The organism is Pseudarthrobacter xylosi, from assembly GCF_055412765.1.
In genome coordinates, this window is record NZ_JBVAYT010000014.1 from 12,615 (window position 1) to 37,974 (window position 25,360).

The window sequence follows — 25,360 nt, forward strand, 5'->3', positions numbered from 1 at the left end:
GGCATCACGCCGCCTGCCTACTCTGGACAGGAATCAGCATCCGGCCGCCCGCGGCATTCATCTGGCGGCATTCAGACAGAGGACAACATCGTGGCAAAATACACTCCGCAGGAACTGGCAGACACCCTCAAGGAAGGCCTGCTGTCGTTCCCGGTGACGTCATTCGATGCCCAGCTGCAGTTCGATGAGGAAAACTACCGCAAGCACCTCGCCTGGCAGGCAAGCTTTCCGGTAGCCGGCCTGTTCGCGGCAGGCGGCACCGGCGAGGGTTTCTCCCTTACCCCTGCAGAATCCGAGCGCGTGGTCCGCGCCGCCGTCGATGAAGTCGGCAGCATCGTCCCGGTACTCGCCTCTGCAGGCGGCTCCACGGCCCAGGCAATCGAGAACGCCCAGGCAGCCGAAGCCGCCGGCGCCGACGGCCTCCTGCTCCTCCCGCCGTACCTGACCGAAGCAGACCAGGCCGGGCTCATTGACCACGTCAGCGCCATCTGCCGCTCCACCTCGCTGGGCGTCATCATCTACAACCGCGCCAACGCCATCTACAAAGACACCACGGTGGCCACCCTCGCGGACCGCCACGAAAACCTCATCGGCTTCAAGGACGGCGTGGGCGACCTCGAACACGACGCCCGTGTCTACGCCAAGCTCGGCGACCGCCTGTTCTACCTGGGCGGCCTGCCCACAGCCGAAACGTTTGCCCTCCCGCTGCTGCAGCTGGGCATGAGCACCTACTCCAGCGCCATGTACAACTTCGTTCCGCAGTTCGCCCTGGACTTCTACCAGGACGTCCGCAATAACGACCGCGTCGCCGTCAACAAGAAGCTCAACGAGTTCGTGATCCCCTACCTGGACATCCGCGACCGCGTGAAGGGCTACTCCGTGTCCATCGTCAAGGGCGGTCTGGATGCAATCGGCCGCTCCGCAGGCGGTGTCCGCCCGCCGCTGCAGAACCTGGCACAAAAGGACCTCGCAGACCTCAAGGCGCTCATCGCCACCGTCTCCTGATCAACGCCTCTCCTAAGGAGTCAGCACTATGACACTCACCGGACATTCCCTGATCGCCGGACAGCCGATCGTCGGCGGCGGCAAAACTGCCTTCGGTTTCAACCCCGCCACCAACGAACAGCTCCCTCCCGCGTATTCGCTGATCACCGAGGAACAGCTGACGACGGCGACCTCCGCCGCCGCGGCCGCCTACCCTTCCTTCAGTACCCTGGATCCCGAGACGCACGCCGGCTTCCTTGACGCCATCGCCGACAACATCGAGGCCATCGGCGATGAACTGATCACCCGGGCCGGCCAGGAAACAGGCCTCCCAGCCGCCCGCCTCACCGGCGAACGCGCCCGCACCACCGGCCAGCTGCGACTCTTCGCCACAGTGGTCCGGCAGGGCGACTTCCGCGGCGTCCGCATCGACCCAGCCCTACCGGAACGCACGCCCATGCCGCGCGCCGACATCCGCCAGCGCCAGATCCCGCTCGGACCCGTGGCCGTGTTCGGTGCCAGCAACTTCCCACTGGCCTTTTCGACGGCCGGTGGAGACACCGCGTCCGCCCTCGCCGCCGGCTGCCCCGTCGTCTTCAAGGCCCATAACGCGCACCCCGGCACCAGTGAACTCGTGGGCCAGGCCATCGTCAAAGCCGTCAAGGACTTCGGTCTGCACCCCGGCGTGTTCTCCCTGATCTACGGCCCCGGCGCCAGCATCGGCCAATCCCTCGTGGCCGACCCCGCGATCAAAGCCGTCGGCTTCACCGGCTCCCAGGCCGCCGGCATCGCCCTGATGCGCACCGCAGCCACCCGCCCCGAACCCATCCCCGTCTACGCCGAAATGTCCTCCCTGAACCCGGTGTTTGTGTTCGACGGCGCCCTCAAGGGCTCCGCCGAACAAATTGACGCCCTCGCTGCCGCCTACGTCACCGCAGTGACCGGAAGCTCAGGCCAGCTCTGCACCTCCCCCGGGCTCCTCTTCGCCCCGGCAGGTGAGCTGGGCGATAAACTCGCTGCCGCCGTCGGCCGCGCCATCGCCACCTGCGCCGGGCAGACGATGCTCACGGAAGGCATCGCCGGATCCTGGAACGCCGGCGCTGAGGCGCTGGGCTCCGCGGACGGCGTCACCGTCGTCGGACAGGGCACCGCAGGCCCCACCCAAAACGCCCCCGCCCCCACCATCTTCGGCACCCAGGTCAGGGACTTCGTCACCAACCACGTCCTCCACCAGGAAATCTTCGGCGCCGCGTCGCTGGTGATCCGCTACTCCTCCACCGAGGAACTCCTCGAAGCCATCGGCCGGCTCGAAGGCCAGCTCACCGCTTCCCTGCAGCTCACCGAAGCGGACTACCCGACGGCGGCGCCCCTGATCCCCGCACTCGAACAGAAAGTGGGCCGCATCATCGTCAACGGCTGGCCCACCGGCGTCGAAGTAGGCCACGCCATGGTCCACGGCGGACCCTTCCCCGCCACCTCCGATACCCGCACCACCTCCGTGGGAACCCTCGCCATCAACCGGTTCCTGCGGCCCGTCGCCTACCAGAACCTGCCCCACGAGCTCCTGCCCACAGCACTGCAGGACACCAACCCCTGGCAGCTCAACCGCCGCATCGACGGCACCGTTGTTGCTGCAGATGCAGAGGTCAGCGCATGAGCACACAGCCCACCATCGCCCGCGTGGAAGTGGTGCCGGTGGCCGGCCACGACAGCATGCAGACTGGTCCTTCGATCCGAAGCGGCCCTGCCTGGTTCGCTAACCGCCGCTACTTCATCGAACTATTTCAAGCACTTCCGCACGGCCGGACCTCCTCGCGCAACAGGAGACGGCCGTGCGGATTCCCAACAGTTAAATAGAAGGGCGCACAGTGGGCGGCGTTGTCTCCGGAATCCTGATCGTCTCCGTCGTCATTTTTGTGGGCTACCTTGCTGCCCGGCTGGGGATCCTGGGACCGGAAGTCCAAGGTGCGCTGACCCGCACTGCCTACTACGTCACCAATCCCGCCCTGCTGTTCACGGTGGTTGCCGGCAGCGACATCCGCGCCGCCCTCGGAACCGATGCCCCGCTGGCGCTGCTCTCTGCGGCGATAGTGGGGCTCCTTTATGCTTCTGCGAGCTTCCTGTTCTTCCGGCGTCCGGTGGCGGAGACCGCCGTTGGGGCCATGGCCAGCAGCTACGCCAATGCCAACAACATCGGCATCCCCGTCTCGCTGTACGCCGTGGGGACGGCGCAGCATGTGGCGCCCGTATTGCTGGTGCAACTCCTGGTGATGGCGCCGTTTTACCTGACCGTGATGGGGCTGGCCTCCGGGTCCAAAGTTTCGTGGAAGAAAATGCTGCTCACGCCGTTCGCGAATCCCATGATCATCGCCTCAGCACTGGGAGTCGTCGTCGCGCTGACGGGCTGGAACGCTCCGGACCTGCTGCAGAAACCGATCGACATGCTCGCCGCGGGGGCCGTGCCCATGGTCCTGCTGGCTTTCGGGCTGTCCCTCGCGGGCCGGGCGCCGCTGCAAAAGGGCGATGGCCGCACCGAAACGTTCGTGGCCACGTTCCTCAAAATTGCCGGTATGCCGCTGATTGTGTGGGTTCTTGGGCGCTATGTGTTCGGGCTCGAGGGGCAGCATCTGCTCGCCAGCGTGATCATGGCCGCGCTGCCCACAGCCCAGAACGTCTTCCTCTTCGCGTCGCCCTACGGCCGTGGCATGACCGTGGCCCGCGACGTCATCCTGTGCACCACGGTGCTGAGTGTGGGCGCACTGGTGGTCGTTGCCTGGCTGGTGGGATAGGGCTCAGCACTCGATCACGTTGACGGCGAGACCCCCGCGGGAGGTCTCCTTGTATTTGGTTTTCATGTCCGCTCCTGTCTCGCGCATGGTTTTGATGGCTTTGTCGAGGGATACCTTGTGGCTGCCGTCCCCGTGCAGGGAAAGACGGGCGGCATTGATTGCCTTCACGCTCGCAATGGCGTTCCGTTCGATACAGGGGATCTGCACCAGGCCGCCCACGGGATCACAGGTCAGCCCGAGGTTGTGTTCGATCCCCACTTCCGCGGCGTTCTCCACCTGGGCCGGGGATCCGCCCAGCACCTCGCAGAGCCCGGCGGCCGCCATGGAACAGGCGGAGCCCACCTCGCCCTGGCAGCCCACTTCGGCGCCGGAGATGGAGGCGTTGATCTTGAACAGGATTCCGACGGCGGCTGCGGCCAGCAGGAAGCGGACCACACCGTCGTCGTCAGCTCCGGGAACGAACTTGATGTAGTAGTGCAGGACGGCGGGGACGATTCCGGCCGCGCCGTTGGTGGGTGCGGTGACGATGCGCCCGCCGGCGGCGTTTTCCTCGTTGACGGCGAGGGCGAACAGGTTCACCCATTCCATCGCCCGCAGGGGGTCGGTGACCCCTGTGTCCGCGGTCAGGGTCTGGAATAACGACGGCGCGCGGCGCTTCACGTTCAGCCCGCCGGGAAGGATCCCTTCCGCGGCGCAGCCGTTGTCCACGCATTCGCGCATGACCGCCCAGAGTGCCAGCAGCTTTTCGCGAAGCTCCGCCTCGCTGCGCCACACGAGCTCGTTGGCGAGCATAACGTCGGAGATGGACATGCCCTCGCGTTTGCAGATCGCCAGGAGTTCGTCGGCGGTGGTGAACGGGTAGGGCAGGACGGTGGCGTCGGCCACCACGCGGTCGCCGGCATCGGCGTCGCCGTCCACCACGAAGCCGCCGCCGATGGAGTAGAAGCTCCGTTCACTGAGGGTGGCCCCGGTGTGGTCCAGGGCGCGGAAGGTCATGCCGTTGGGGTGGGCCGGGAGGGACTTGCGCCGGTGCAGCACCACGTCCTCGTCCCAGTTGAAGTCCACCCGGTGGTGCCCGCCGATCAGGAGTTCGGCGTCGAGGGCTGCGGCGGCCACCTGGTCGTCTGCCGTGGCGGTGTCCACGGTTTCGGGGTCCAGTCCTTTGAAGCCCAGGACAACGGCCTTGTCGGAGCCGTGGCCCCGGCCGGTGGCACCCAGCGAGCCGAACAGTTCGGCTTGGACGCGTCTGGTGGAGCTCAGGTGTCCGTCGCCTTTGAGTCCGTCAGCGAACAGCTTCGCTGCCCGCATCGGGCCGACCGTGTGTGAGGACGACGGCCCGATGCCAACGGAGAACAGGTCCAGGACGCTGAGGGCCACTTAGGGGACCTCGGGCGAGGCGTACTCGCGCATGGCATCGAGGAGCCAGCGGCCCAGGAAGTCCGCGAACGAGGCGCGGGGGAAGATCCGGTAGCTCTCCCCGCCGGTCTTCCACAGGATCACGGGGATGTTGCCCACCTCGGTGGACACTGCCGTTCCCGGGGTAAAGCTGCGGGGGTGCAGGTCCAGGGCGCAGCCCTTTTCCAGAACGGCCCGTGCGCGGGGACCCGTGAGGTCGAAGGTGGTGCGGTTGGCGGACAGGTCCACCATCTGGCCCTCGCCGTCGGCGAGGGCTTCCCGCAGCGCCTGGATGAGGTCGCCGCCGAGGGACTCGTGGGCTTCCTGGGGTGCCACCACCAGGAATTCTTCGGGTCCGAGCCAAAGCACGGTGGTGTCGCCGGTGCCGCTGACGGCGCCGCACACTGCGGGCAGCCCGCCGGTGACGGACGCGACCCGCTGCCCAGCTTCGGTATTTCGGTCCACTCTCAGGCCGAGCATGGTCAGGAAGGTGATTTCACTCAGTTCCACGGTCCCGCAGACGGAGCCGGTCTCAAATGCTGCCCTGAGCAGCGCAGCGGGGCTGGTGCGGAGTGACAGGTTCGTCTCGGAGGAGGCTTTGGGTGCTGCGGAGTTAGCCATCTTTGCGGGTCCCTTCGGGGTCAAAAAGTACGGTTTCTGCCACAACAACGTCAACCAGCTGGTCGCCGGCGGCGGCCACGAGGGTCTCGCCGATGCGGTTGCGGCCATTCTTGATCAGGGCCAGTCCAAACGATCTGCCCAGTGCGGCGCTGTGGTAGCTCGAAGTCACGAAGCCCTGCATGGCGACGGGGCCGTAGGCGGGGTTCGTTGAAATCCCCTTTTCCACGAGCTGGGTGCCTTCCGGCAACCGGAAGGTGCCGTCAACAGGCAGGACGCTGACCAGGTGCTTGCGGTCCTCTCGCCGGGCATCGGCCCGGACGTAGGAGCGCTTGCCGATGAAGTCCTTGGCCTTGGAAACCACCCATTCCATCCCCGCGTCCTGCGGGGTGACGGTGCCGTCGGTGTCCTGCCCGACGATCGGGTAGCCCTTTTCGGCGCGGAGCACGTGCATGGTTTCGGTGCCGTAAGGGGTGATATTGAATTCGGCCCCCGCCGCGGCCACGGCTTCCCAGGTGGTCAGCCCGTACCAGGCAGGCACGTTGATCTCGTACGCCAGCTCGCCGGAGAAGGAGATCCGGCAGACCCGGGCGCGGACCCCGGAGGCGAGGGTGGTTTCGCGGAAGGTCATGAACGGGAAGGCTTCGGTTTCCAGTCCGCCGTTGGCGGCCAGCTCCGGCGCCACCTTGGCGAGGACCGCCCGGGATTTGGGCCCGACGACGGCAATGGTGGTCCACTGTTCGGTCACCGAGGTGCAGTGCACGTCCAATTCCGGCCACTCGGTCTGCAGCCATTCCTCCAGCCAGTCCAGCACCTTCGCGGCGCCGCCGGTGGTGGTGGTCATGAAGAAGCGGTCCTCGTCGAGGCGGAGCGTCACACCGTCGTCGAAAATCATGCCGTCCGCCATGCACATCACACCGTAGCGGGCGGAACCCGGGGCGAGCTTCTTGAACGCGTTGGTGTAGATCCGGTTGAGGAACTCACCTGCGTCCTTGCCCCGGATTTCGATCTTGCCCAAGGTGGTGGCGTCCATAAAACCCACGGATTCGCGGACGGCGGCGCATTCACGCAGCACTGCCTCGTCCATGTCCTCGCTGCCCTGCGGGTAGTACCAGGGACGCTTCCACTGCCCCACGTCCTCGAACAGCGCACCCTTGGCCTCGTGCCACGGGTGGATGGAGGTTTTGCGGGCGGGATCGAACAGTTCGCCACGCTGGCGTCCGGCGAGTGCCGCGAAAGCCACCGGCGTGAACGGTGCCCGGTAGGTGGTGGTGCCGATGTCGCCGATGCCGCGGGAGGCTTCGCCTGCCTGACGGAGTGCCGCGGCGATGACGCCGATCGCATTGACGCCGGAGGTCTTGCCCTGGTCGTTCGCGGTGCTGATGGAGGTGTACCGCTTGATGTGCTCCACGGACCGCATCCCGGCTCCGGTGGAGCGCAGGACATCTGCCACGGACTGGTCTCGCTGGAAGTCCACGAAGTGGTGGTGCCAGTCATCCGGCGTGCCGGCCTGGCCGGGGACCAGCCAGAGCTGGCGGGTCGGGCCGGAGGCCTTCGGTGCGCTGATGGCGGACGGCTTTGTGCCGGATTCGAAGCCAGCCGCAATGGCAGCTGCGGCACCGGCGGAGATGCCCTCGGCCACGCAGTCCTCGAGTTCGAAGCTGCCGCGGCCGGAGCCGATGCTCTGCTGGTTCGGGACCACGGTGCTCGGCACAAAAGCGGCGAGCTCATCGTCCCAGCGCAGCTTGCCCTGGCGCTGGGAGTGGAGGTGGACCAGCGGGCTCCAGCCACCGGAAACTGCCAGCAGGTCGCAGGCGATCTCTTCGACGCCGGAGGTGAGCTCGCCGTCGTCGTTAATGCTGCGGACGGTCACGGCGTTCAGCCGGCCTGCGTTTGTTCCGGCCGGGCCGGCGGCGGTGTTGGCAACCGCGCTGCCGATCAGTACCCGGGTGCCGGCTTCGACGGCGGCCGCTGCCATCCTCGAGAGCTGCGGGCGGGCGTCGATGACCGCCGCTACCTTGACGCCGGCGGCGCGCAGGTCCGCGGCGAGGGCGTAGGCGCTGTCGTTGGTGGTGCTGATGACCACCCGCTGCCCGGCGGCCACAGCGTAGCGGTTGAGGTAGCTACGGACGGCAGAGGCGAGCATAATGCCGGGGCGGTCGTTGTTCTCGAAGACCAGGGGCCGTTCGTGGGCGCCGGGAGCCAGCACCACCTGATTAGCACGCACGTGCCAAATCCGCTGCCGGGAAACGCCGGGGGCGGCCGGGCTGGACAGGTGGTCGGTGCGGCTCTGGACCGCGATCACGTAGTTCGCGTCATACGCGCCGAAGGCCGTGGTGCGGTTCAGGACCGTGCTTTCGGCTCCCGAAATGAGTTCGGCTTCCACGTCCGCTACCCATTCCAGGGCCGGTTTGCCTTCGATGGTCTCGGCCAGCTCGGGGGCGGTGGAGCCGGACAGGAGGGAGCCGCCCAACTCGGGCTGGTCATCCATGAGGATCACGCGGGCGCCGGTGCGGACTGCCTCGCGGGCGGCGGCGAGGCCGGCGGGGCCACCGCCGATCACCAGGACGTCAGCGTGGACATACTTCTTGTCGTACTCGGCGCGGTCCTCCTCCGGGTCCAGCTTGCCCAGGCCGTTGAGCAGTTCCGCCTTCAGGCCGTCCACCAGGGTGACGGTGGTGGCGGGGAGCATGGACTCGGCAACGTCGCCGGGGAAACGCGGTGAGATCTTGACCATCGCGTTGGATTCCTCCACGCCGGCGGACATGATGCCCCGGGCGCGGTCCTCGTACAGCGAGTTGCCGGCGGCGATCCTGCCGTTGGCAATCAGGGCCGAGGCGAGCGTGTCGCCGGGGTGGCCCGTGAACTCCTCACCGTCCACGGTGAAGCGCCAGGAGATGGTGCGGTCGATGCGTCCGCCGGCGGCGAGCCGGGCGTTCTGGGAAGTCACTTGGTTGCTCCTTTCGGGGCGGTGGTGCTGGCGGAGGCTGTGCTTGTGGCAGTGCTGGTCGCAGCGATGCTGGGAGCCGCGGTGCCAGTGGTGGTGCTGTCCGCAGCCAGGCTCGCTGTGCCGGATTCCGGGGCTGCTGGGGCCGACACATCAGGCCGGGGCGCGCCCATCGGGTAGACGGCCTGGATGTCGTACGTGACGGTGTCGCGGAGCATGTTGAACCACTGGCGGCAGCCGGTGCTGTGCAGCCAGCGTTCGGCGAAGGCGCCCTTGGTGTTGTCGCGGTAGAACAGGTACTCGGCCCATTCGCGGTCGTTCAGTTCGTTAGGGTTCTCCGGATAGGGCACGTGGGCCTGGCCGCCGTAGTGGAACTCGGTCTCGTCGCGGGAGCCGCAGTTGGGGCATGAAATGAGGAGCATGTCCGGACTCTCTTCTAGTGGGCCACGGCGGCTGCGCCGTGTTCATCGATCAGGGCGCCGGTTTCGAAGCGTTCCAGCGCAAACGGCTTATTCAGCTTGTGAGGGGTCCCGGTGGCGATGGTGTGCGCGAAGGTCAGCCCAGCGGCGGGGGTGCCCTTGAAGCCGCCGGTGCCCCAGCCACAGTTCACGAACATGTTCTCCACCGGGGTGGTGCCCACGATGGGGGAGGCGTCCAGGGTTGTGTCCACAATCCCGCCCCACGTTCTGAGCACGTGCGCCCGGGCAAAGATGGGGAAGAGCTCGACGGCGGCAGCCATCTGGTGCTCGATCACGTGGAAGGAGCCGCGCTGGCCGTAGCCGTTGTAGGAGTCCACGCCGGCGCCCATGACCAGTTCGCCCTTGTGGGCCTGGGAGACGTAGACGTGCACATGGTTGGACATCACCACGGTGGGGTGGACCGGTTCATGCAGTTCGGAGACCAGTGCCTGGAGCGGGTGTGACTGGATGGGGAGCCGGAAGCCTGCCATTTCCGCCAGGACCGAGCTATGCCCGGCGGCGCACAGGCCCACCTTTTCGGTGTTGATGGTGCCCTGGTTGGTCTTCACGCCCACCACGCGGTTACCGTCCTTGACGAAGCCCGTGACTTCGCAGTTCTGGATGATGTCCACGCCGAGTTCGTCGCATTTGCGGGCGAAAGCCCAGGCCACGTGGTCGTGCTTGGCGATGCCGGCGCGCGGCTGGTACGTGGCTCCCATCACGGGGTAGCGGATGTTGTCGTTGATGTTCAGGATGGGGCAGAGTTCCTTGACCTGTTTCGGGTCCAGCCATTCAGCGTCCACGCCGTTGAGCTTGTTGGCGCCGACTCGCCGGATGCTTTCGCGGACGTCGCCCAGGGTGTGGGCGAGGTTCATCACGCCGCGCTGGCTGAACAGGAAGTCGTATTCGAGCTCCTCCGGCAGGATTTCCCAGAGCTTGAGGGCGTGCTCGTAGATGGCCGCGCTCTCGTCCCAAAGGTAGTTAGAACGGATGATGGTGGTGTTCCGGGCCATGTTGCCGCCGGCGAGCCAGCCCTTTTCCAGGACGGCGATGTTGGTCATCCCGTGGTTTTTGGCCAGGAAGTAGGCCGTTGCCAGGCCGTGCCCGCCGCCGCCCACAATCACGGCGTCGTAGGAGGACTTGGGCTCCGGGTTCCGCCAGAGGAAATCCGGGTGCTCCGGGAGCTGATCGGCCATCATGCCACCTCGGTCGTGTCAGAGGAGAGGTTGGGGTAGAGGGGGAACTTTCCGGCCAGGATTTCAACCCGCTGCCGGAGTTCCACCACGGTCTCGTCGCTGAACTCGCGCTTGAGTGCTGCGGCGATGATGTCCGCAACCTCGGTGAATTCCGCCTTCCCGAACCCACGTGTGGCCAGTGCCGGCGTGCCGATACGAAGACCGGAAGAGACCATGGGCGGACGCGGGTCGAAGGGCACGGCATTGCGGTTGACCGTGATGCCGATCCGGTGCAGGCGGTCTTCGCCCTGCTGACCGTCCAGTTCCGAATTGCGCAGATCCACCAGGACCAGGTGCACGTCGGTGCCACCGCTGACTACGGTCACGCCGGACTCTGCAACGTCGGCGGACAGCATGCGTTCTGCGATGATGCGGGCGCCTTCCAGGGTGCGTTCCTGGCGGTCGCGGAACTCCGGCTCAGCAGCGAGCTTGAACGCAACTGCCTTCGCGGCAATGACGTGCTCCAGCGGGCCACCCTGCTGTCCGGGGAACACCGCGGAGTTGACCTTTTTGGCGATGTCGGCGTCGTTGGACAGGATCACACCACCGCGCGGGCCGCCAAGGGTCTTGTGGGTGGTGCTCGTGACGATGTGGGCGTGAGGCACGGGGTTGGGGTGCAGCCCAGCGGCCACCAGGCCGGCGAAATGCGCCATGTCCACCATCAGGTAGGCACCTACCAGGTCCGCGATACGGCGGAACTCGGCGAAGTCCAACTGCCGGGAGTAAGCGGACCAGCCGGCGACGATCAGCTTCGGCTTGTTCTCAACCGCAAGGCGCTCGACTTCAGCCATGTCGATCAGCATGGTGTCTTCGCGGACTCCGTACGGGACCACTTTGTAGAGCTTGCCGGAAAAGTTGATTCGCATCCCGTGGGTCAGGTGGCCACCGTGTGCGAGGTTCAGCCCCAGGATGGTGTCGCCGGGCTGGATGAGGGCGAACATCGCCGCTGCGTTGGCCTGGGCGCCGGAGTGGGGCTGCACATTGGCGAATTCGGCGCCGAACAATGACTTAAGACGGTCGATGGCCAGCTGCTCGACCACGTCAACGTGTTCGCAGCCGCCGTAGTAACGCTTGCCCGGGTAGCCTTCGGCGTACTTGTTGGTCAGGACGGATCCCTGCGCCTCCATGACTGCAGTCGGCGCGAAGTTTTCGGAGGCGATCATCTCCAGGGTGTCCTGCTGGCGCAAAAGTTCCTGCTGCACGGCGGCGTGGATCACAGGATCGGTCTCTGCAAGCGAGCGGGTCAGAACGTCGACCATTATTTCTCCTAAGTCTGCCATCTAATATCCTGTTGATATATTAGTTTCGTGACTCAAGTATGCTATCGGCTCCGGAGGGTGTCAACAGATTTCTGAGGGTTTCGCCGGCAGAGCCAAGAGTGGCCGCGCAACAGACGGAAGGCTTAAACGCCTGAGGCGCAGCCCTTCCGGGCTGCGCCTCACTCCCGGCGTGCAGACCTGGGCTAGGCGGCGAAAAGAGCTTCGCGCACAGCGTGCTCAAAGCCACTGACGTGGATCCGCGCGAGCTCCGCGGCCCGGGCCTCATCTCCGTCGATAACGGCACGGAGCAGGTCCACATGCTCATGCACGTGACGGGAGAGGTCGGGAAGGCGATCCAGGACCATGCACCAGATTCTTGTCGCGAGATTGTCGTAGCGAATCAGGACATCTTCGAGGTGGGGATTGGCGGCGGCCGCGTAAATGCCTTGGTGCACACGGGCATCAAGGCGCAGGGTTTCAACGACGGAGGCCGCACTTGCGTCGAAAGACTCCACAGCGTGCATAACGGCCCGCAGTTGCTCTCGCATCGACTCCGTGGCCACCCGCGCCGCCCGGGAGGCGGCAAGAGGCTCAAGCTGGGTGCGGATTTCGGAAATGAACGCAAGATCAGTGACCTCCACCCGCGTCGCGAAGGTACCCCTCCGCGGATAGGAAACCACCAGGCGATCCAGCTCAAGCCGCTTCAGGGCTTCACGCACCGGAGTCCGCCCGACGCCAAGGTCCTTGGCAAGGTCGCCGTCATTGAGGAGGTCGCCAGGCTTGATGTCAAGCATCAGCAGCCGGTCGCGGATGCGCTCGTAGGCTACGTCAGCCAGCGACCTCTTTGCCGCATCATCAATTGCCAGAACTTCAAATGCCATAGCGTGGACCCCTTTTTCACTCAAGCCTAGAAGGCTATTGACCTCCACCACTGACCAGTATACGCTAATTGCCAGTCCTAATATATCAGTTCTAAATCTTGGAATATATCTAAAGGAGGAGACATGACCCTAGTGGCGACAAACTCATCTACCAGCACGCTGCCTCAGTCGGAGGCCCGCGTGAAAGACCAGACGCAGAAGTTCGTGCTCACACTGTCGTGCGGCGAACGCGCGGGCATCGTCCAGGCGGTCACCACCTTTCTCTTTGAGCGTGGCTTTAACATCGACGAACACCAGCAGTTCGACGACGGCCTCCGCCAGACACTGCATCTGCGCACCGCCATCTCCGGCTCGTCCACCTACACCCCGGAGAGGCTCCAGGAAGAATTCCGTTCGATCGCTGACCGCTTCGACATGAAGTTCAGCTTCCATGACCAGACCAAGCAACGCATCCTCGTGATGGTGTCCAAGTTCGGCCACTGCCTGAACGACCTGCTCTTCCGCTGGCGCGGGGGAAGCCTCGGCGGCGACATCGCCCTTATTGTTTCCAACCATGAAACCCACCGGGCCATGGCCGAGGCCGCCGGCCTCCCCTTTATCTATCTCCCGGTGACCCCTGGGACAAAGTCAGATGCTGAACGGCGCCTGCTGGAACTGGTGGACGAGCACAACATCGACCTCGTCGTGCTCGCCCGGTACATGCAGGTACTGTCCGACGACCTCTGCCGCTCCCTGGAAGGCCGGGCTATCAACATCCACCACTCCTTCCTCCCGGGATTCAAGGGTGCACGCCCTTACCACCAGGCGTACGACCGTGGAGTCAAGCTGGTGGGCGCAACGGCCCACTACGTAACCGCGGAACTGGATGAGGGGCCAATCATCGAACAGGAAGTCATCAGGGTCGACCACAGCTACGGACCTAACACCCTGTCAACAGTCGGACAGGACGCCGAAGCACTGGCGCTCTCCCGCGCCGTGCGGTGGCACTGCGAACACCGTGTGCTCCTGGACGAAACCAGCACCGTAGTGTTCCGCTAAGCACCCGCCACCCGCCCAGCAGAGACAACACACGAAAATCAGCAGGAGAAACCACATGGCATCGACGCCAAGCATTGTCATTATCGGAGCTGGAATCGTCGGCACAAACCTGGCCGATGAACTGGTTACCCGCGGTTGGAACAACATCACCGTCCTGGACCAGGGACCGCTGAACATGCCCGGGGGCTCCACGTCCCACGCCCCGGGCCTCGTCTTCCAAACGAACCCTTCAAAGACCATGGCTACCTTCGCCAAGTACACCGTTGAGAAGTTCTTGTCCCTGACCGAGGACGGCGTCAGTTGCTTCGACCAGGTCGGTGGCCTCGAAGTTGCCACCACCGAGACCCGCCTGGCGGATCTGAAGCGGAAACTCGGATACGCCGCCGCGTGGGGAATCGAAGGCAAGATCGTTTCCCGTGCTGAGTGCAAGGAGCTCTACCCGCTCCTGAACGAGGAAGACATCCTGGGAGGGCTCCACGTTCCCAGCGACGGCCTGGCACGTGCCGCCCGCGCCGTCCAGCTGCTGATCAAGCGCACGGAAGCCGCAGGCGTCAAGTACCTGGGCAACACCACGGTCACGGGCATTGAGCAGTCCGGCCGCCGCGTCACCGGTGTCGAGACCTCCGAAGGCGTCATCCCCGCAGACATCGTGGTCTCCTGCGCAGGCTTCTGGGGCGCCAAGATCGGCGAAATGATCGGGATGTCCGTCCCCCTTCTCCCCCTCGCCCACCAGTACGTCAAAACCACTCCGGTGCCGGCACAGAAGGGACGCAACGAACTTCCCAACGGGGCTTCCCTGCCGATTCTGCGGCACCAGGACCAGGACCTGTACTACCGCGAACACGGCGACCGCTACGGCATCGGCTCCTACGCGCACCGTCCCATGCCCGTGGACCTTGCGGACCTTGGCTCCTACGATGCCAACAGCATCAGCGAGCACAACATGCCCTCCCGCCTCGACTTCACCCTGGAGGACTTCCTCCCGGCATGGGAGGCCACCAAGCAGCTGCTTCCAGCGCTGCGGGAAAGCGAGATCGAGGACGGCTTCAACGGCATCTTCTCCTTCACTCCCGACGGCGGGCCCCTGGTGGGCGAGTCCAAGGAGCTCGATGGCTTCTTCGTCGCCGAAGCCGTTTGGGTGACCCACTCGGCCGGCATCGCCCGGGCTGTTGCCGAACTCCTGACCACCGGAAAATCCCAGACCGATCTTGGTGAATGCGATATCCACCGTTTCGAAGACGTCCAGCTGACCCCTGAGTATGTCAGCGAAACTTCCCAGCAGAACTTCGTGGAAATCTATGATGTCCTGCACCCCCTGCAGCCCAAGCTCTCCCCCCGCAACCTTCGCGTCACCCCTTTTCACGCCCGCCACAAGGCACTGGGCGGATTCTTCCTGGAGGGCGGCGGATGGGAACGCCCATACTGGTTCGAAGCCAACGCGGAACTGCTGAAGGAGATGCCGGCTGAGTGGCAGCCCCCGGCCCGTGATGCCTGGTCCGCGATGTTCAGCTCGCCCATTGCAGCCGCTGAAGCCTGGAAGACCCGCACCGCGGTGGCCATGTACGATATGACTCCGCTCAAGCGTCTCGAGATTTCCGGCCCGGGAGCACTGAAGCTGCTGCAGGAGCTCACCACGGCGGAGATGGACAAGAAGCCCGGGGCAGTCACCTACACCCTCCTGCTGGACCACGCCGGTGGCATCCGAAGCGACATCACCGTCGCCCGGCTGAGCGAAGACACCTTCCAGCTCGGTGCGAACGGAAACATCGACACCGCCTACTTTGAACGGGCGGCACGCCACCAGACGGAAAGCGGAACCGCCAGCGACTGGGTCCAGGTCCGCGACACGACTGGCGGCACCTGCTGCATCGGTTTGTGGGGGCCCCTCGCCCGGGACCTGATCAGCACCGTCAGTAGCGACGACTTCTCCAACGACGGTCTCCGCTACTTCAGGTCCAAGAAAGTCATCATCGGTGGCGTCAGCGTGACCGCGATGCGGTTGTCCTACGTCGGCGAGCTGGGCTGGGAGCTGTATGCGAGTGCAGACAACGGCCAGCGCCTCTGGGATGCCCTGTGGAAGGCCGGTCAGCCTCACGGCGTCATCGCCGCGGGCCGGGCCGCCTTCAGCTCGCTGCGTCTTGAAAAGGGTTACCGCTCATGGGGCACCGACATGACCACCGAGCACGACCCCTTGGAAGCCGGTCTCGGATTTGCCGTGAAGATGGCCAAGGCAGACTTCGTCGGAAAGGCCGCCTTGGAGGGCCGCACCGAGGAGAACTCCGCCCGCCGCCTGCGCTGCCTGACGGTCGACGACGGCCGGAGCATCGTGCTGGGCAAGGAACCGGTCTTCTACAAGGACCAGGCAGTCGGCTACGTCACCAGTGCCGCTTACGGTTACACCGTCGCCAAGCCGATCGCCTACGCGTACCTCCCCGCCGCTGTGTCCATCGGTGACTCGGTCGAGATCGAGTACTTCGGCCGGCGCATCCAGGCCACAGTCACCGCAGATCCGCTGTACGACCCGACGATGACCAGGCTCCGCGGCTAACCACCCGCCAGACCGTTCAAGGGCACGCGGCCCGGACTCTTCACCTCGCAACCAGAGTCCGGGCCGCTGCCCTTCATCACGTCTCAAACCCTGCCCAGTCGACTCAAGCTTCAGCCCAGGAAGACACATGATCAGCTCAGAAACAATCAACGAATACCTCGCCAAACTTGCCTCGCGGGAACCCACCCCAGGCGGCGGTGCGGCCGCCGCCCTCCACGCCGCCCAGGGGGCAGCGCTCGTCGCCATGGTTGCCAGATACACCACCGGCCTGAAATACGAGCAGCACGCCGAACTCGTCCAAAGGATCATCAGCTCCGCCGACGGACATGTCCACGAAGCCCTGTGCCTGGCGGACGCTGACCAACATGCGTTCCAAGGCGTCATCGACTCGTACAAACTTCCGTCCGGGACCGAAGACCTCAAAGCCGCACGGACGGCATCCATCCAGGATGCGCTCATCCTGGCCGCACACACCCCCGCGCAGCTCATCAGGCTCGCCGGCGCCATCCTGGATCTTGCCACGGAACTCTTCGAGGTCGCGAACGCCAATGTGATCAGCGACATCGCCGCTGCCGCCGACGCAGCCCGCGCAGCCGCAAGCACCGCCCGGGTGAACATCGACATTAACGTGGTGGCCATTAAAGACGCCGCGGCCCGTTCGAGGTTGGCTGATCAAACCGACGGGCTCGAGGAAAAGGTCATCCTGGCAGCAGACTCCCTCGTGGGGCGCGTACGTGGAAGGATTCTCGGTTGAGCGCCGTACTCCTCTCCGGAAAAGCACTGGCAAAGACCATTCAGCAGAGGGCCCACCACGAGGCGCGGGAGCTCGAAGCCGACGGGCTACGCCCCACACTCGCGGTGGTTGTGGCCACCGACGACGGCTCCACCCACTGGTATGTCCGGTCCATCGAACGGGCCGCAGAAAGCGCCGCCATCAGTTGCCGGATCGTGGACCTTGGGCCCGATGCCACCGGACAGGTCCTGGCCTCAGTCCTGAAGGAACTCAGCGAGGATCCATCCGTTAACGGCATCATTCTTCAGACGCCCCTGCCTCCAGGCGTTGGAACAGATGAGCTGGTAGGGCACATTGCCCCGGAGAAGGACGTCGATGGCGCGAACCCGTTGAGCCTTGGCCGTCTGGCCGTTGGCCAGCCCTCGTTCGCACCCGCCACGGCTCGCGCCGTAATCGAGATCCTAGACCACTTCGACACCCCGCTGGCAGGCCGGAATGTGGTCGTCATTGGCCGTTCCGCCGTAGTGGGAAAGCCGCTGTCCCTGCTGCTGCTGGAGCGCGACGCCGCGGTCACCGTCTGCCACTCCCGGTCAGGTCCGTTGGAGAAATACACCAAGGCCGCCGACGTCGTGGTGGTGGCAGCCGGGCGGACCGGCCTGTTGACCGGCAGCCATGTCTCGTCCGAGGCGGTGGTGATTGACGTCGGCACCAACGTTCTTCCTGACGGCTCACTCGTGGGGGATGTCGACGAGGCCAGCGTGCGGGGCATCGCCGCGGCGCTGACTCCGGTCCCGGGCGGCGTCGGGTCCGTCACCACATCCCTGCTTCTTCTGCACACAACCGAGGCCGCGCGGAAACAGTCACGGGCCTTGGTCCCGGGAACCGCCGGATGATCCACCGCGGGCCTATTCGGGTGAATTTACAGGACTGCCCTGATCAGATTTTCGAAGTCGGCGACGTGCTGTGTGGTCAGCCGTGCAGCTGCTTCGGAGTCGCCCTCCGCGATGCACTCAAGAAGCTCTATGTGCTGGGCGATATGCTCCGACACCGGCGGGAGCTTTTCCAGCACCAGGCTCCAAATCCGCGTTGCCAGGTTGTCATACCGAATCAGGATATCTTCAAGGTGCCGGCTTCCAGTGGCTCGGTAGATCATCCGGTGGACCCGCATGTCCAGGCGCATAAGATCCCGTTGCGAGTGCATTCCGGGCAGAAGCTGGCCGACTTCCCGGGCAAAGTCCCTCAGCTCCTGCCGGCGCTGCGGCGATGCCATGCGGGCAGCCCGCGCTGCTGCTGCCGGCTCCAAGAGCTGGCGTATCTCGGAGATTTCAGCCAGGTCAGTTATGTCAACGCCCGCGGCAAATGTTCCACGCCGGGGATAGGCCACCACTAAATGGTCGCTTTCGAGCCGCTTCATAGCTTCCCGGATGGGCGTTCTGCCAACACCGAGGCGCCTTGAAATGACTTCATCGTTGAGCGGCTCGCCCGGTTTGATGTCCAGAACAATCAACTCATCGCACAAGACCCTATAGGCGAAGTCGGCGAAGGACTCGTCGTCGTGCCTCAGCGGCACTAACGAAACCCCCGCCTCCGCCGGTAATCCGCCAGAGTGTGCCATGTCCAAGTCTCCTTCTGTGTGCGTCCGAGCCTTGACGCCCCGGCTCACAATACATAGTATTCCTATAACTGATATATCAATACGTATGCATAAGAATGTCAAGGGGCCCAGTGCCTACCAAGATAGACCCTCGACTGAAAGCCTGTGTCCAGGGGAGCACGCCTCGGTGTGGGCCGCTCGCTCAACCCGGCCCGCAGGTTCAGGCATGGACCACCTTGAAGCCATCAAGCAACCCAAGCCCCCTGCTTCCTGCCCAGATCTGAAGGAACCGTCACATGGCTTCAAAAGCCCCCCTGCATAACATCGACGAGTCAAAGCTGACTGTCACCAAACCCAAGACCAAAGCCGTCGGAATCCCCGCGGTGGTGAACTCGCTGAAAATCTCCCTCGAGCAGATGGGTCCGCTGCGCAGTGTCCAAACGCTGCTGGCAGTCAACCAGGTCGACGGGTTCGACTGCATGGGCTGCGCGTGGCCCGAACACGAAAAGCGCAACGCAGCCGAGTTCTGCGAAAATGGCGCGAAGGCAGTGGCCGAGGAGGGCACCCGCCGCCGCGTCACCCCCGAGTTCTTCGCCGCACACTCCATCGAGGACCTGAAAACGCGGGACGACTACTGGCTGGGTCAGCAGGGCCGGCTGACCCACCCCATGCTTTTGGCCGAAGGAGCCACGCACTACACACCTATCGAATGGGACGCAGCCTATGAGCTGATCGCCCAGGAGATGAAAGAGATGGACCATCCCGGCCAGGCAGTTTTTTACACTTCCGGGCGGACTTCGAATGAAGCCGCCTTCCTTTACCAGCTGCTCGTGCGGGGACTGGGCACAAATAATCTCCCCGATTGCTCCAACATGTGCCACGAGTCCACGGGTTCAGCCCTCGTTGAAACGATAGGCATCGGCAAGGGCTCGGTCAGCCTCGTCGACCTGGAGACAGCCTCGCTGATCTTCGTTGCCGGGCAGAATCCGGGTACAAACCACCCGCGCATGCTCAGCGCCCTGGAAAAGGCGAAGAAGAACGGCGCCGTCATCATCTCCGTCAACCCGCTTCCCGAGGCCGGGCTCCTCCGGTTCGAGAATCCACAGACGATCTCCGGAACGCTGGTGGGCACGCAACTGACCGACGACTTCCTGCAGATCCGGGCCGGCGGGGATCAGGCCCTTTTCCAGGGGCTTGGCAAATACCTCCTCGAGGCGGAGGCGCAGGGGAGGAGGACCCCGGGACTGGCTACGGTCCTGGACCACGAATTCATCAATAACCACACCGTGGGGATCAACGAATACCTGCGGCACCTCGAGAAAGTCCAGTGGAGTGAAATAGTCGAAGCCACGGGCCTGAGCTTGGAGCAGATCAAGGCCACGGGCGAACGCCTGCTGGCCTCCAATGCCACCATCGTCTGCTGGGCCATGGGCCTAACCCAGCACAAGCACTCAGTTCCCACGCTCCGGGACGTCGTGAACGTGCTGCTTCTCCAAGGCAACATCGGTAAGCCCGGAGCAGGAGTATGCCCCGTCCGCGGCCACTCGAACGTCCAGGGCGACCGCACCATGGGCATCTTCGAAAAGATGCCAGAGGCGTTCCACGACAGGCTAGACCAGGAGTTCGAGTTCCTCTCCCCTCGCGAGCACGGCTACGACACCGTTGCGGCGATTCGTGCCATGCGGGACGGCAAAGTCCGCGTCTTCATTGGAATGGGTGGAAACTTCGTCCGGGCGGCCCCGGATTCCGAGGTCACGGAGCGGGCATTGGCCAACACAGACCTGACGGTACAGATCTCCACGAAGCTGAACCATTCCCATGTGTCCACGGGCCGACGCGCGCTGATCCTCCCGACGCTGGGTCGGACCGAAAAGGACGCGCAGCGCACCGGGGACCAGAGGGTGACCGTGGAAGACTCGATGAGCGCCGTCCACGCGTCCCGCGGACGCATTAAGCCGGCCAGCGAGCACCTCCACTCAGAGGTGGCCATAGTGTGCAACCTCGCCCATAAGCTCTTCACCGACAGTGACAGCCTCCCACTGCCCAACACGCCTAAAGCTGCCTGGCTCTCGATGAAAGACGATTACTCCCTGGTCCGGAAACACATCGAGGCGGTCGTCGAGGGCTTCGAAAATTTTGAGGAGCGGATCCAGCACCCTGGCGGCTTTGTCCTCCCCCACCCTCCGCGGGACGCCAGACAGTTCAAGACCGCGTCGGGCAAGGCCCACTTCACCGGCAATGAGCTGGAATTCATCAAAGTACCGGAGGGGCGGCTGGTCCTTCAGACCCTGCGCTCACATGACCAGTACAACACCACCATCTATGGCAAGGATGACCGCTACCGCGGTATCCACGGTGGGCGTCGGGTGGTTCTTGTCAACGAGGCTGACATCGCTGAGCTGGGCTTTCGGGACGGTGACATGGTTCATTTGATTTCCGAGTTCCGCGGGACAGAGCGGCGGGCGGACAACTTCCGGATCGTTTCGTACTCGACGCCGAAGGGCTGTGCGGCAGCATACTACCCAGAGACCAACGTGCTCGTGCCGCTCGATTCGGTAGCTGACACCAGCGGTACACCGACATCCAAGTCCGTCATCGTGCGGCTGGAACGGGCCGACGCGTGAGCGCCGACATGACGACGGCAACAGCCTCCAAGGGTGTGGACGGGCCGCGGGTTGAGCAGGCCGTCCGCGAATATCTGCTTGCGATCGGAGAGGACCCGGACAGGCCAGGGCTTATGGATACGCCCGCGCGGGTGGCCCGGTCGGCTGCGGAGATATTTGGCGGGCTTCATGAGGACCCCCTGGCCGTGCTGGATAAGACCTTTGACCTTGGGCACGGAGAGATGGTCATCGTCAAGGACATCCCCTTCTACTCCACCTGCGAGCACCACCTGGTGCCATTCCACGGCGTAGCCCACGTTGGCTACATCCCATCGGCTGAGGGTCTCGTCACGGGACTGAGCAAGCTGGCCCGGCTCGTCGATGTCTTTGCACGCAGGCCCCAGGTCCAGGAAAGACTTACAACCCAGGTCGTTGATGCACTGGTCAGTTCGCTGCGGCCCCTGGGGGCCATTGTGGTCGTCGAGTGCGAGCATCTCTGCATGTCTATGCGCGGTGTCCGCAAGCCCGGGGCCAAGACCATCACTTCAGCCGTCCGCGGGGAGCTCCGCCTGCCGGCGGCCCGGGCTGAGGCACTCAGCCTGATACACGGCCGCTAAGAAATCTCTGGACACACAACCAGTCCTGCAATACGATGTAACTGATATATCTTTACTGACCATTAAAGCATATCAGTAGTTGATTTGGAGGGAAGCTATGTCTGACCTCACCCAGGCCCATGCCGACCCCTTTCTGAGCGCAGCTCGAAAGAGGTGCCCCACGCACAAGCCTGCCCGCCCAGTGAACTCGCTGCACCTCCGGCCAAACTGCGGGTACGCACCCACGGAATGCAAATCGTAGACGGCACCATCATGATCATCGAATCGGACGAGGCCCCCAACCTTCCGCCCGGTCTGACTCCCGAGGGCCATATTTGATACAGGCCCATGCCTCACCGAGCAAAGGACCCGCTCATGACTTTTAATAGTGACCTAAAATCCCATACACCCGAGGAGTTGCCTGCTGGCAACTGGGTGGCAAAGGCTCCGCCTAACGAACAACCTGGACGTGGGGAGAAGAGCAAACCAGTCTTCCCTGTCTCCGTGGATATAGAGACAAACCCCGCTGTCCTCGATCCGGCGGAAGGAGGCACAACCAACTTGCCGGACGTCGAAGAGCACGAGCAGATCCTCGAAGAGCTGCGTCATGCCAAGACAGTGCAAGCAGTTGCGGATCGCCGTAACCATAAGCTCATTCTCGACAAGGTCACGTTCGGGATCACGGGCGCCATCGCCATTGCCTTTGTTATCTGGGGCTTTGTCGGCCGGGACAGCCTCGCCTCGTCCTCTACGGTTGCCCTGAACTGGGTCATGGAGTACACCGGATGGCTGTTCATGCTCCTGGCCTCGCTCTTTGTGGTCTTTGTCCTGTGGCTGGCCCTGGGCAAGTTCGGCAACATCCCGCTGGGCAAGGATGGCGAAAAACCCGAATTCCGTACCGTCTCCTGGGTGTCCATGATGTTTGCCGCCGGCATGGGCATCGGGCTGATGTTCTACGGCGTGGCCGAACCGCTCTACCACTACATCTCTCCCCCGCCCGGCACCGTGGACGGACGGACACCCGAAGCCATCCAGACGGCCATGGCCACATCCATCTTCCACTGGACACTGCACCCGTGGGCCATGTACGCAGTGGTAGGCATCGCCATGGCCTACGGGACCTACCGCCTGGGCCGCAGGCAACTGATCTCTGTCGCCTTCACGTCGCTCTTCGGCGTCAGGAGGGTCGAAGGGCCAATCGGGAAGTTCATCAACATCCTGGCCATTTTCGCCACCTTGTTTGGTACCGCAGCATCGTTGGGCCTGGGCGCCCTGCAGATCGGCAGCGGCATGACCTCCAACGGCTGGTTCGGCGAAATCGGCACCCCCGTGCTCGTGGCGATCGTCGCGGTCCTGACCTTATGCTTCGTCGCTTCGGCCGTCTCCGGCATCAGCCGCGGCATCCAGTGGCTCTCCAACATCAACATGGTCCTGGCCGTCGTCCTCGCACTTATCGTCTTCATTGCCGGCCCCACCCTGTTCATCCTCAACCTGATCCCCTCCGCGGTTGGCGACTACGCCCGCGACCTGGCCGAAATGTCGTCCCGGACCGAAGCGGTCGGCGATGAGGCCCTTCGGAGCTGGATGACCAGCTGGACCATCTTCTACTGGGCCTGGTGGATCTCCTGGACGCCCTTCGTAGGACTTTTCATCGCCCGCATCAGCCGCGGCCGCACCATCCGCCAGTTCGTCACCGGAGTACTGCTGGTGCCCAGCGTCGTCAGCGTGATCTGGTTTGGTATCTTCGGCGGAGCCGCTTTCCATGTCCAGCAGGAAGCCGATAAGGCAGGCACGCCCGGGCTGGTAACCATGGTCAACGGGACACCGTCCGTCAACTTCGACGGTGCACTCTTCGACCTGGTCAAGAACCTTGGCATGCCCGGCTGGCTTACTGCTGGTGTCATCTTGCTGGCTATGGTCCTCGTGGCGATCTTCTTTATCACCGGCGCCGATGCCGCTTCCATCGTGATGGGATCGCTCAGCTCCAACGGCGCCGAGCACCCCCGCCGCGGAGTAGTGATCTTCTGGGGCAGTCTCACCGGCGCTGTGGCGGCGGTCATGCTGCTGGCCGGCGGCGACGAACCCTCGGAAGCCTTGGCCGGACTGCAACGCCTCACCATCGTCGCAGCGCTACCGTTCGTCATCGTTATGCTCCTGCTCTGCTTTGCCCTCGCCAAGGACCTGCGTCGCGATCCCCTGTCCCTGCGACGGCGCCTGGCCACATCCGTCGTCGAACGCGCCATCCGCACCGGCGTGGAACAGCACGGCGGCGTCCAATTCGACCTCGTCACGAGGCATGACTGCGCTGATTCATGCCCGGACCCTGACTCCCACCAGGGCGGCACGCATACGGGCAGCATCCCAGCCGTCGAGCCCCAGCATCGGCACCCGGACAGTAAATAGCTGCGCACCTTAAGTACCAACCCACCTCGGCGGCACGCGGCTTGTTCCGGCCCGTGCCGCCTGGGCACACCCACCCCCAACGCATAGCAAGGTTTTCTACATGTCCCAGCACCACGACCAAGAACAGACTCTCCGGGTTAGCAGCGAAGGGAAGGAGTTCGTGAATATCCAGTTGGAGTCCTCAAGTCCAGTGACTGTTCGGCTGCAGGTGGATGGGGGCTGCAATTGCCAACACGGCAACGGAAACCGCCCCGGCTCGTATGTTGACAGTGACCTCAGTCCCCGCTGACTGCGGGCGGCGTCGTGCGCCCGAGGGCAACGAATCGCGGCCATGCGATTTCAGAGGCCGTCTTCGGGCCGGGCGCTGAGGATCCGATTGGCACTGGCCTGCAGGATGGCGAGCGACTCCTGGATCAGGGGCGCTGCGATGCTGCCCCTGCGTACCGCAGCGACAATGCGGCGCGTGGGCTTCCCCTTGCCAGTAATGCGAAGTCGAACCACGTTTTCGGCACTGTGCAGGGGTGCCAGTCGTGGCAGCAGTCCCACGCCCAGCCCCGCACCCACAAAGGCGATTTGGGTTTCCCATTCAACGGCCTCATGGGCAATCCGCGGTGTCACCCCGACTGCCGTAAACGCCGCGGTGAAGAGGGAATGGTAGGTGGAACCAACTGCCTCTGTGATCCAGGGTTCGGACGCCAGCTCTTCGAGCGTCACCGTTTCCCGCGATGCCAAAGGATGGTCGGCGGGAATGATCACGTCCAGCGGATCGTCAAGCAGGACAGTCTGCTCGAAGCGCGGATCGTCCTCGCCATAGGTGTCGGACTGCATGGCAACGATGACCGCGAGATCGATTCGCTCGGCAACCAACAAGTCGAAGCAGCGGGCCGGGTTGGCCTCAAGCACCTGCACCTCCACCAGGGGGCGCGTTGAGCGCAGGGTTGCGGCCAGCGGCGCGAGCAGCTGGGCGGCCGCCGTGGAGAATCCGCCGAGGCCAAAATGGGACTGCACCTGGTCGCCGGCCTCCATGGCTGCGGCGCGCAGGCTCTCCCATTCGGCAATGAGGGTGTCCGAGCCCGCCACGAGAAAGCGGCCCGTGGCGGTCAGCCGCACCCCTCGTCCGTCCTTCGTCAGCAGCTGCATTCCAAGGATGCGCTGGAGCTCGCGCAATTGAGCGGAGACGGCGGACGGAGAATAGCCGGTGAGCTCCGCGGTTGCGCCAATGGTGCCGCACCGGGCAAACACTCGCAGTGTGATGAGCCTTGCATCGATCATGCACCTA

The 25,360-nt window shown here is 64.3% G+C and carries 19 protein-coding genes; 10 read left to right on the top strand and 9 right to left on the bottom strand.

Annotated features, from left to right (window positions below; genetic code table 11):
- The first annotated feature begins 90 nt into the window (after window positions 1-90).
- The 3 genes from kdgD to ACZY1F_RS20370 all read left to right on the top strand — a co-directional run bounded on the left by kdgD (window position 91) and on the right by ACZY1F_RS20370 (window position 3,773).
- Window positions 91-1,005 carry a 5-dehydro-4-deoxyglucarate dehydratase gene (gene kdgD / locus ACZY1F_RS20360; RefSeq protein WP_463944246.1) on the top strand — a complete coding sequence of 305 codons (915 nt, stop codon included), beginning with the start codon at window positions 91-93 and terminating at the stop codon, window positions 1,003-1,005.
- A 28-nt stretch (window positions 1,006-1,033) separates the two neighbouring features.
- Window positions 1,034-2,641, top strand: coding sequence for an aldehyde dehydrogenase (NADP(+)) (locus ACZY1F_RS20365; protein WP_463944247.1), 1,608 nt, complete (start codon window positions 1,034-1,036; stop codon window positions 2,639-2,641).
- 211 nt (window positions 2,642-2,852) lie between these two features.
- The gene (locus ACZY1F_RS20370; RefSeq protein ID WP_463944248.1) at window positions 2,853-3,773 is read left to right on the top strand and encodes an AEC family transporter; all 921 of its coding nucleotides are present in this window, start codon (window positions 2,853-2,855) and stop codon (window positions 3,771-3,773) included.
- A gap of 3 nt (window positions 3,774-3,776) precedes the next feature.
- On the opposite strand, the gene ACZY1F_RS20375 is transcribed toward ACZY1F_RS20370, so the two are convergent.
- The 7 genes from ACZY1F_RS20375 to ACZY1F_RS20405 all read right to left on the bottom strand — a co-directional run bounded on the left by ACZY1F_RS20375 (window position 3,777) and on the right by ACZY1F_RS20405 (window position 12,566).
- Window positions 3,777-5,150, bottom strand: coding sequence for an L-serine ammonia-lyase (locus ACZY1F_RS20375; protein WP_463944249.1), 1,374 nt, complete (start codon window positions 5,148-5,150; stop codon window positions 3,777-3,779).
- Complete coding sequence (locus tag ACZY1F_RS20380) at window positions 5,151-5,789, bottom strand: sarcosine oxidase subunit gamma (protein WP_463944250.1); 639 nt, start codon at window positions 5,787-5,789, stop codon at window positions 5,151-5,153.
- Window positions 5,782-8,736 carry a sarcosine oxidase subunit alpha family protein gene (locus ACZY1F_RS20385; protein ID WP_463944251.1) on the bottom strand — a complete coding sequence of 985 codons (2,955 nt, stop codon included), beginning with the start codon at window positions 8,734-8,736 and terminating at the stop codon, window positions 5,782-5,784. The genes ACZY1F_RS20380 and ACZY1F_RS20385 overlap by 8 nt, the downstream gene beginning before the upstream one ends.
- On the bottom strand, window positions 8,733-9,155 hold the full coding sequence (locus ACZY1F_RS20390; protein ID WP_463944252.1) for a sarcosine oxidase subunit delta: 423 nt from the start codon (window positions 9,153-9,155) through the stop codon (window positions 8,733-8,735). Before ACZY1F_RS20390 ends, ACZY1F_RS20385 begins: the two co-directional genes overlap by 4 nt.
- Before the next feature lie 14 nt (window positions 9,156-9,169).
- Window positions 9,170-10,390, bottom strand: a complete 1,221-nt coding sequence (locus ACZY1F_RS20395) for a sarcosine oxidase subunit beta family protein (RefSeq protein WP_463944253.1) — start codon at window positions 10,388-10,390, stop codon at window positions 9,170-9,172.
- Window positions 10,387-11,685, bottom strand: coding sequence for a serine hydroxymethyltransferase (gene glyA, locus ACZY1F_RS20400; RefSeq protein ID WP_463944254.1), 1,299 nt, complete (start codon window positions 11,683-11,685; stop codon window positions 10,387-10,389). Before glyA ends, ACZY1F_RS20395 begins: the two co-directional genes overlap by 4 nt.
- A gap of 203 nt (window positions 11,686-11,888) precedes the next feature.
- A complete protein-coding gene (locus tag ACZY1F_RS20405) occupies window positions 11,889-12,566 on the bottom strand; it encodes a GntR family transcriptional regulator (RefSeq protein WP_463944255.1) in 678 nt (225 codons plus the stop codon).
- 123 nt (window positions 12,567-12,689) lie between these two features.
- Here ACZY1F_RS20405 and purU point away from each other — a divergent pair, with 123 nt between their 5' ends.
- The 4 genes from purU to ACZY1F_RS20425 all read left to right on the top strand — a co-directional run bounded on the left by purU (window position 12,690) and on the right by ACZY1F_RS20425 (window position 17,778).
- A complete protein-coding gene (gene purU, locus ACZY1F_RS20410) occupies window positions 12,690-13,604 on the top strand; it encodes a formyltetrahydrofolate deformylase (protein WP_463944256.1) in 915 nt (304 codons plus the stop codon).
- A 55-nt stretch (window positions 13,605-13,659) separates the two neighbouring features.
- Entirely contained in the window at window positions 13,660-16,152 is a 2,493-nt protein-coding gene (locus ACZY1F_RS20415; protein WP_463944257.1) for a GcvT family protein, read from the top strand.
- Window positions 16,153-16,279: 127 nt separating this feature from the next.
- A complete protein-coding gene (locus ACZY1F_RS20420) occupies window positions 16,280-16,906 on the top strand; it encodes a cyclodeaminase/cyclohydrolase family protein (protein ID WP_463944258.1) in 627 nt (208 codons plus the stop codon).
- Entirely contained in the window at window positions 16,903-17,778 is an 876-nt protein-coding gene (locus ACZY1F_RS20425; protein WP_463944259.1) for a bifunctional 5,10-methylenetetrahydrofolate dehydrogenase/5,10-methenyltetrahydrofolate cyclohydrolase, read from the top strand. The genes ACZY1F_RS20420 and ACZY1F_RS20425 overlap by 4 nt, the downstream gene beginning before the upstream one ends.
- A gap of 26 nt (window positions 17,779-17,804) precedes the next feature.
- On the opposite strand, the gene ACZY1F_RS20430 is transcribed toward ACZY1F_RS20425, so the two are convergent.
- Complete coding sequence (locus ACZY1F_RS20430; RefSeq protein ID WP_463944260.1) at window positions 17,805-18,500, bottom strand: GntR family transcriptional regulator; 696 nt, start codon at window positions 18,498-18,500, stop codon at window positions 17,805-17,807.
- Between the two features lie 275 nt (window positions 18,501-18,775).
- Here ACZY1F_RS20430 and ACZY1F_RS20435 point away from each other — a divergent pair, with 275 nt between their 5' ends.
- The 3 genes from ACZY1F_RS20435 (at window position 18,776) to ACZY1F_RS20445 (ending at window position 24,081) form a co-directional block, all read left to right on the top strand.
- Entirely contained in the window at window positions 18,776-21,103 is a 2,328-nt protein-coding gene (locus tag ACZY1F_RS20435; RefSeq protein ID WP_463944261.1) for an FdhF/YdeP family oxidoreductase, read from the top strand.
- 8 nt (window positions 21,104-21,111) lie between these two features.
- On the top strand, window positions 21,112-21,699 hold the full coding sequence (gene folE / locus ACZY1F_RS20440) for a GTP cyclohydrolase I FolE (protein ID WP_463944270.1): 588 nt from the start codon (window positions 21,112-21,114) through the stop codon (window positions 21,697-21,699).
- Window positions 21,700-22,188: 489 nt separating this feature from the next.
- Window positions 22,189-24,081, top strand: a complete 1,893-nt coding sequence (locus ACZY1F_RS20445) for a BCCT family transporter (RefSeq protein ID WP_463944271.1) — start codon at window positions 22,189-22,191, stop codon at window positions 24,079-24,081.
- A gap of 339 nt (window positions 24,082-24,420) precedes the next feature.
- Here the strand turns inward: ACZY1F_RS20445 and ACZY1F_RS20450 are convergent, their stop codons facing one another.
- A complete protein-coding gene (locus ACZY1F_RS20450; protein ID WP_463944262.1) occupies window positions 24,421-25,353 on the bottom strand; it encodes a LysR family transcriptional regulator in 933 nt (310 codons plus the stop codon).
- Between the last annotated feature and the right edge of the window lie 7 nt (window positions 25,354-25,360).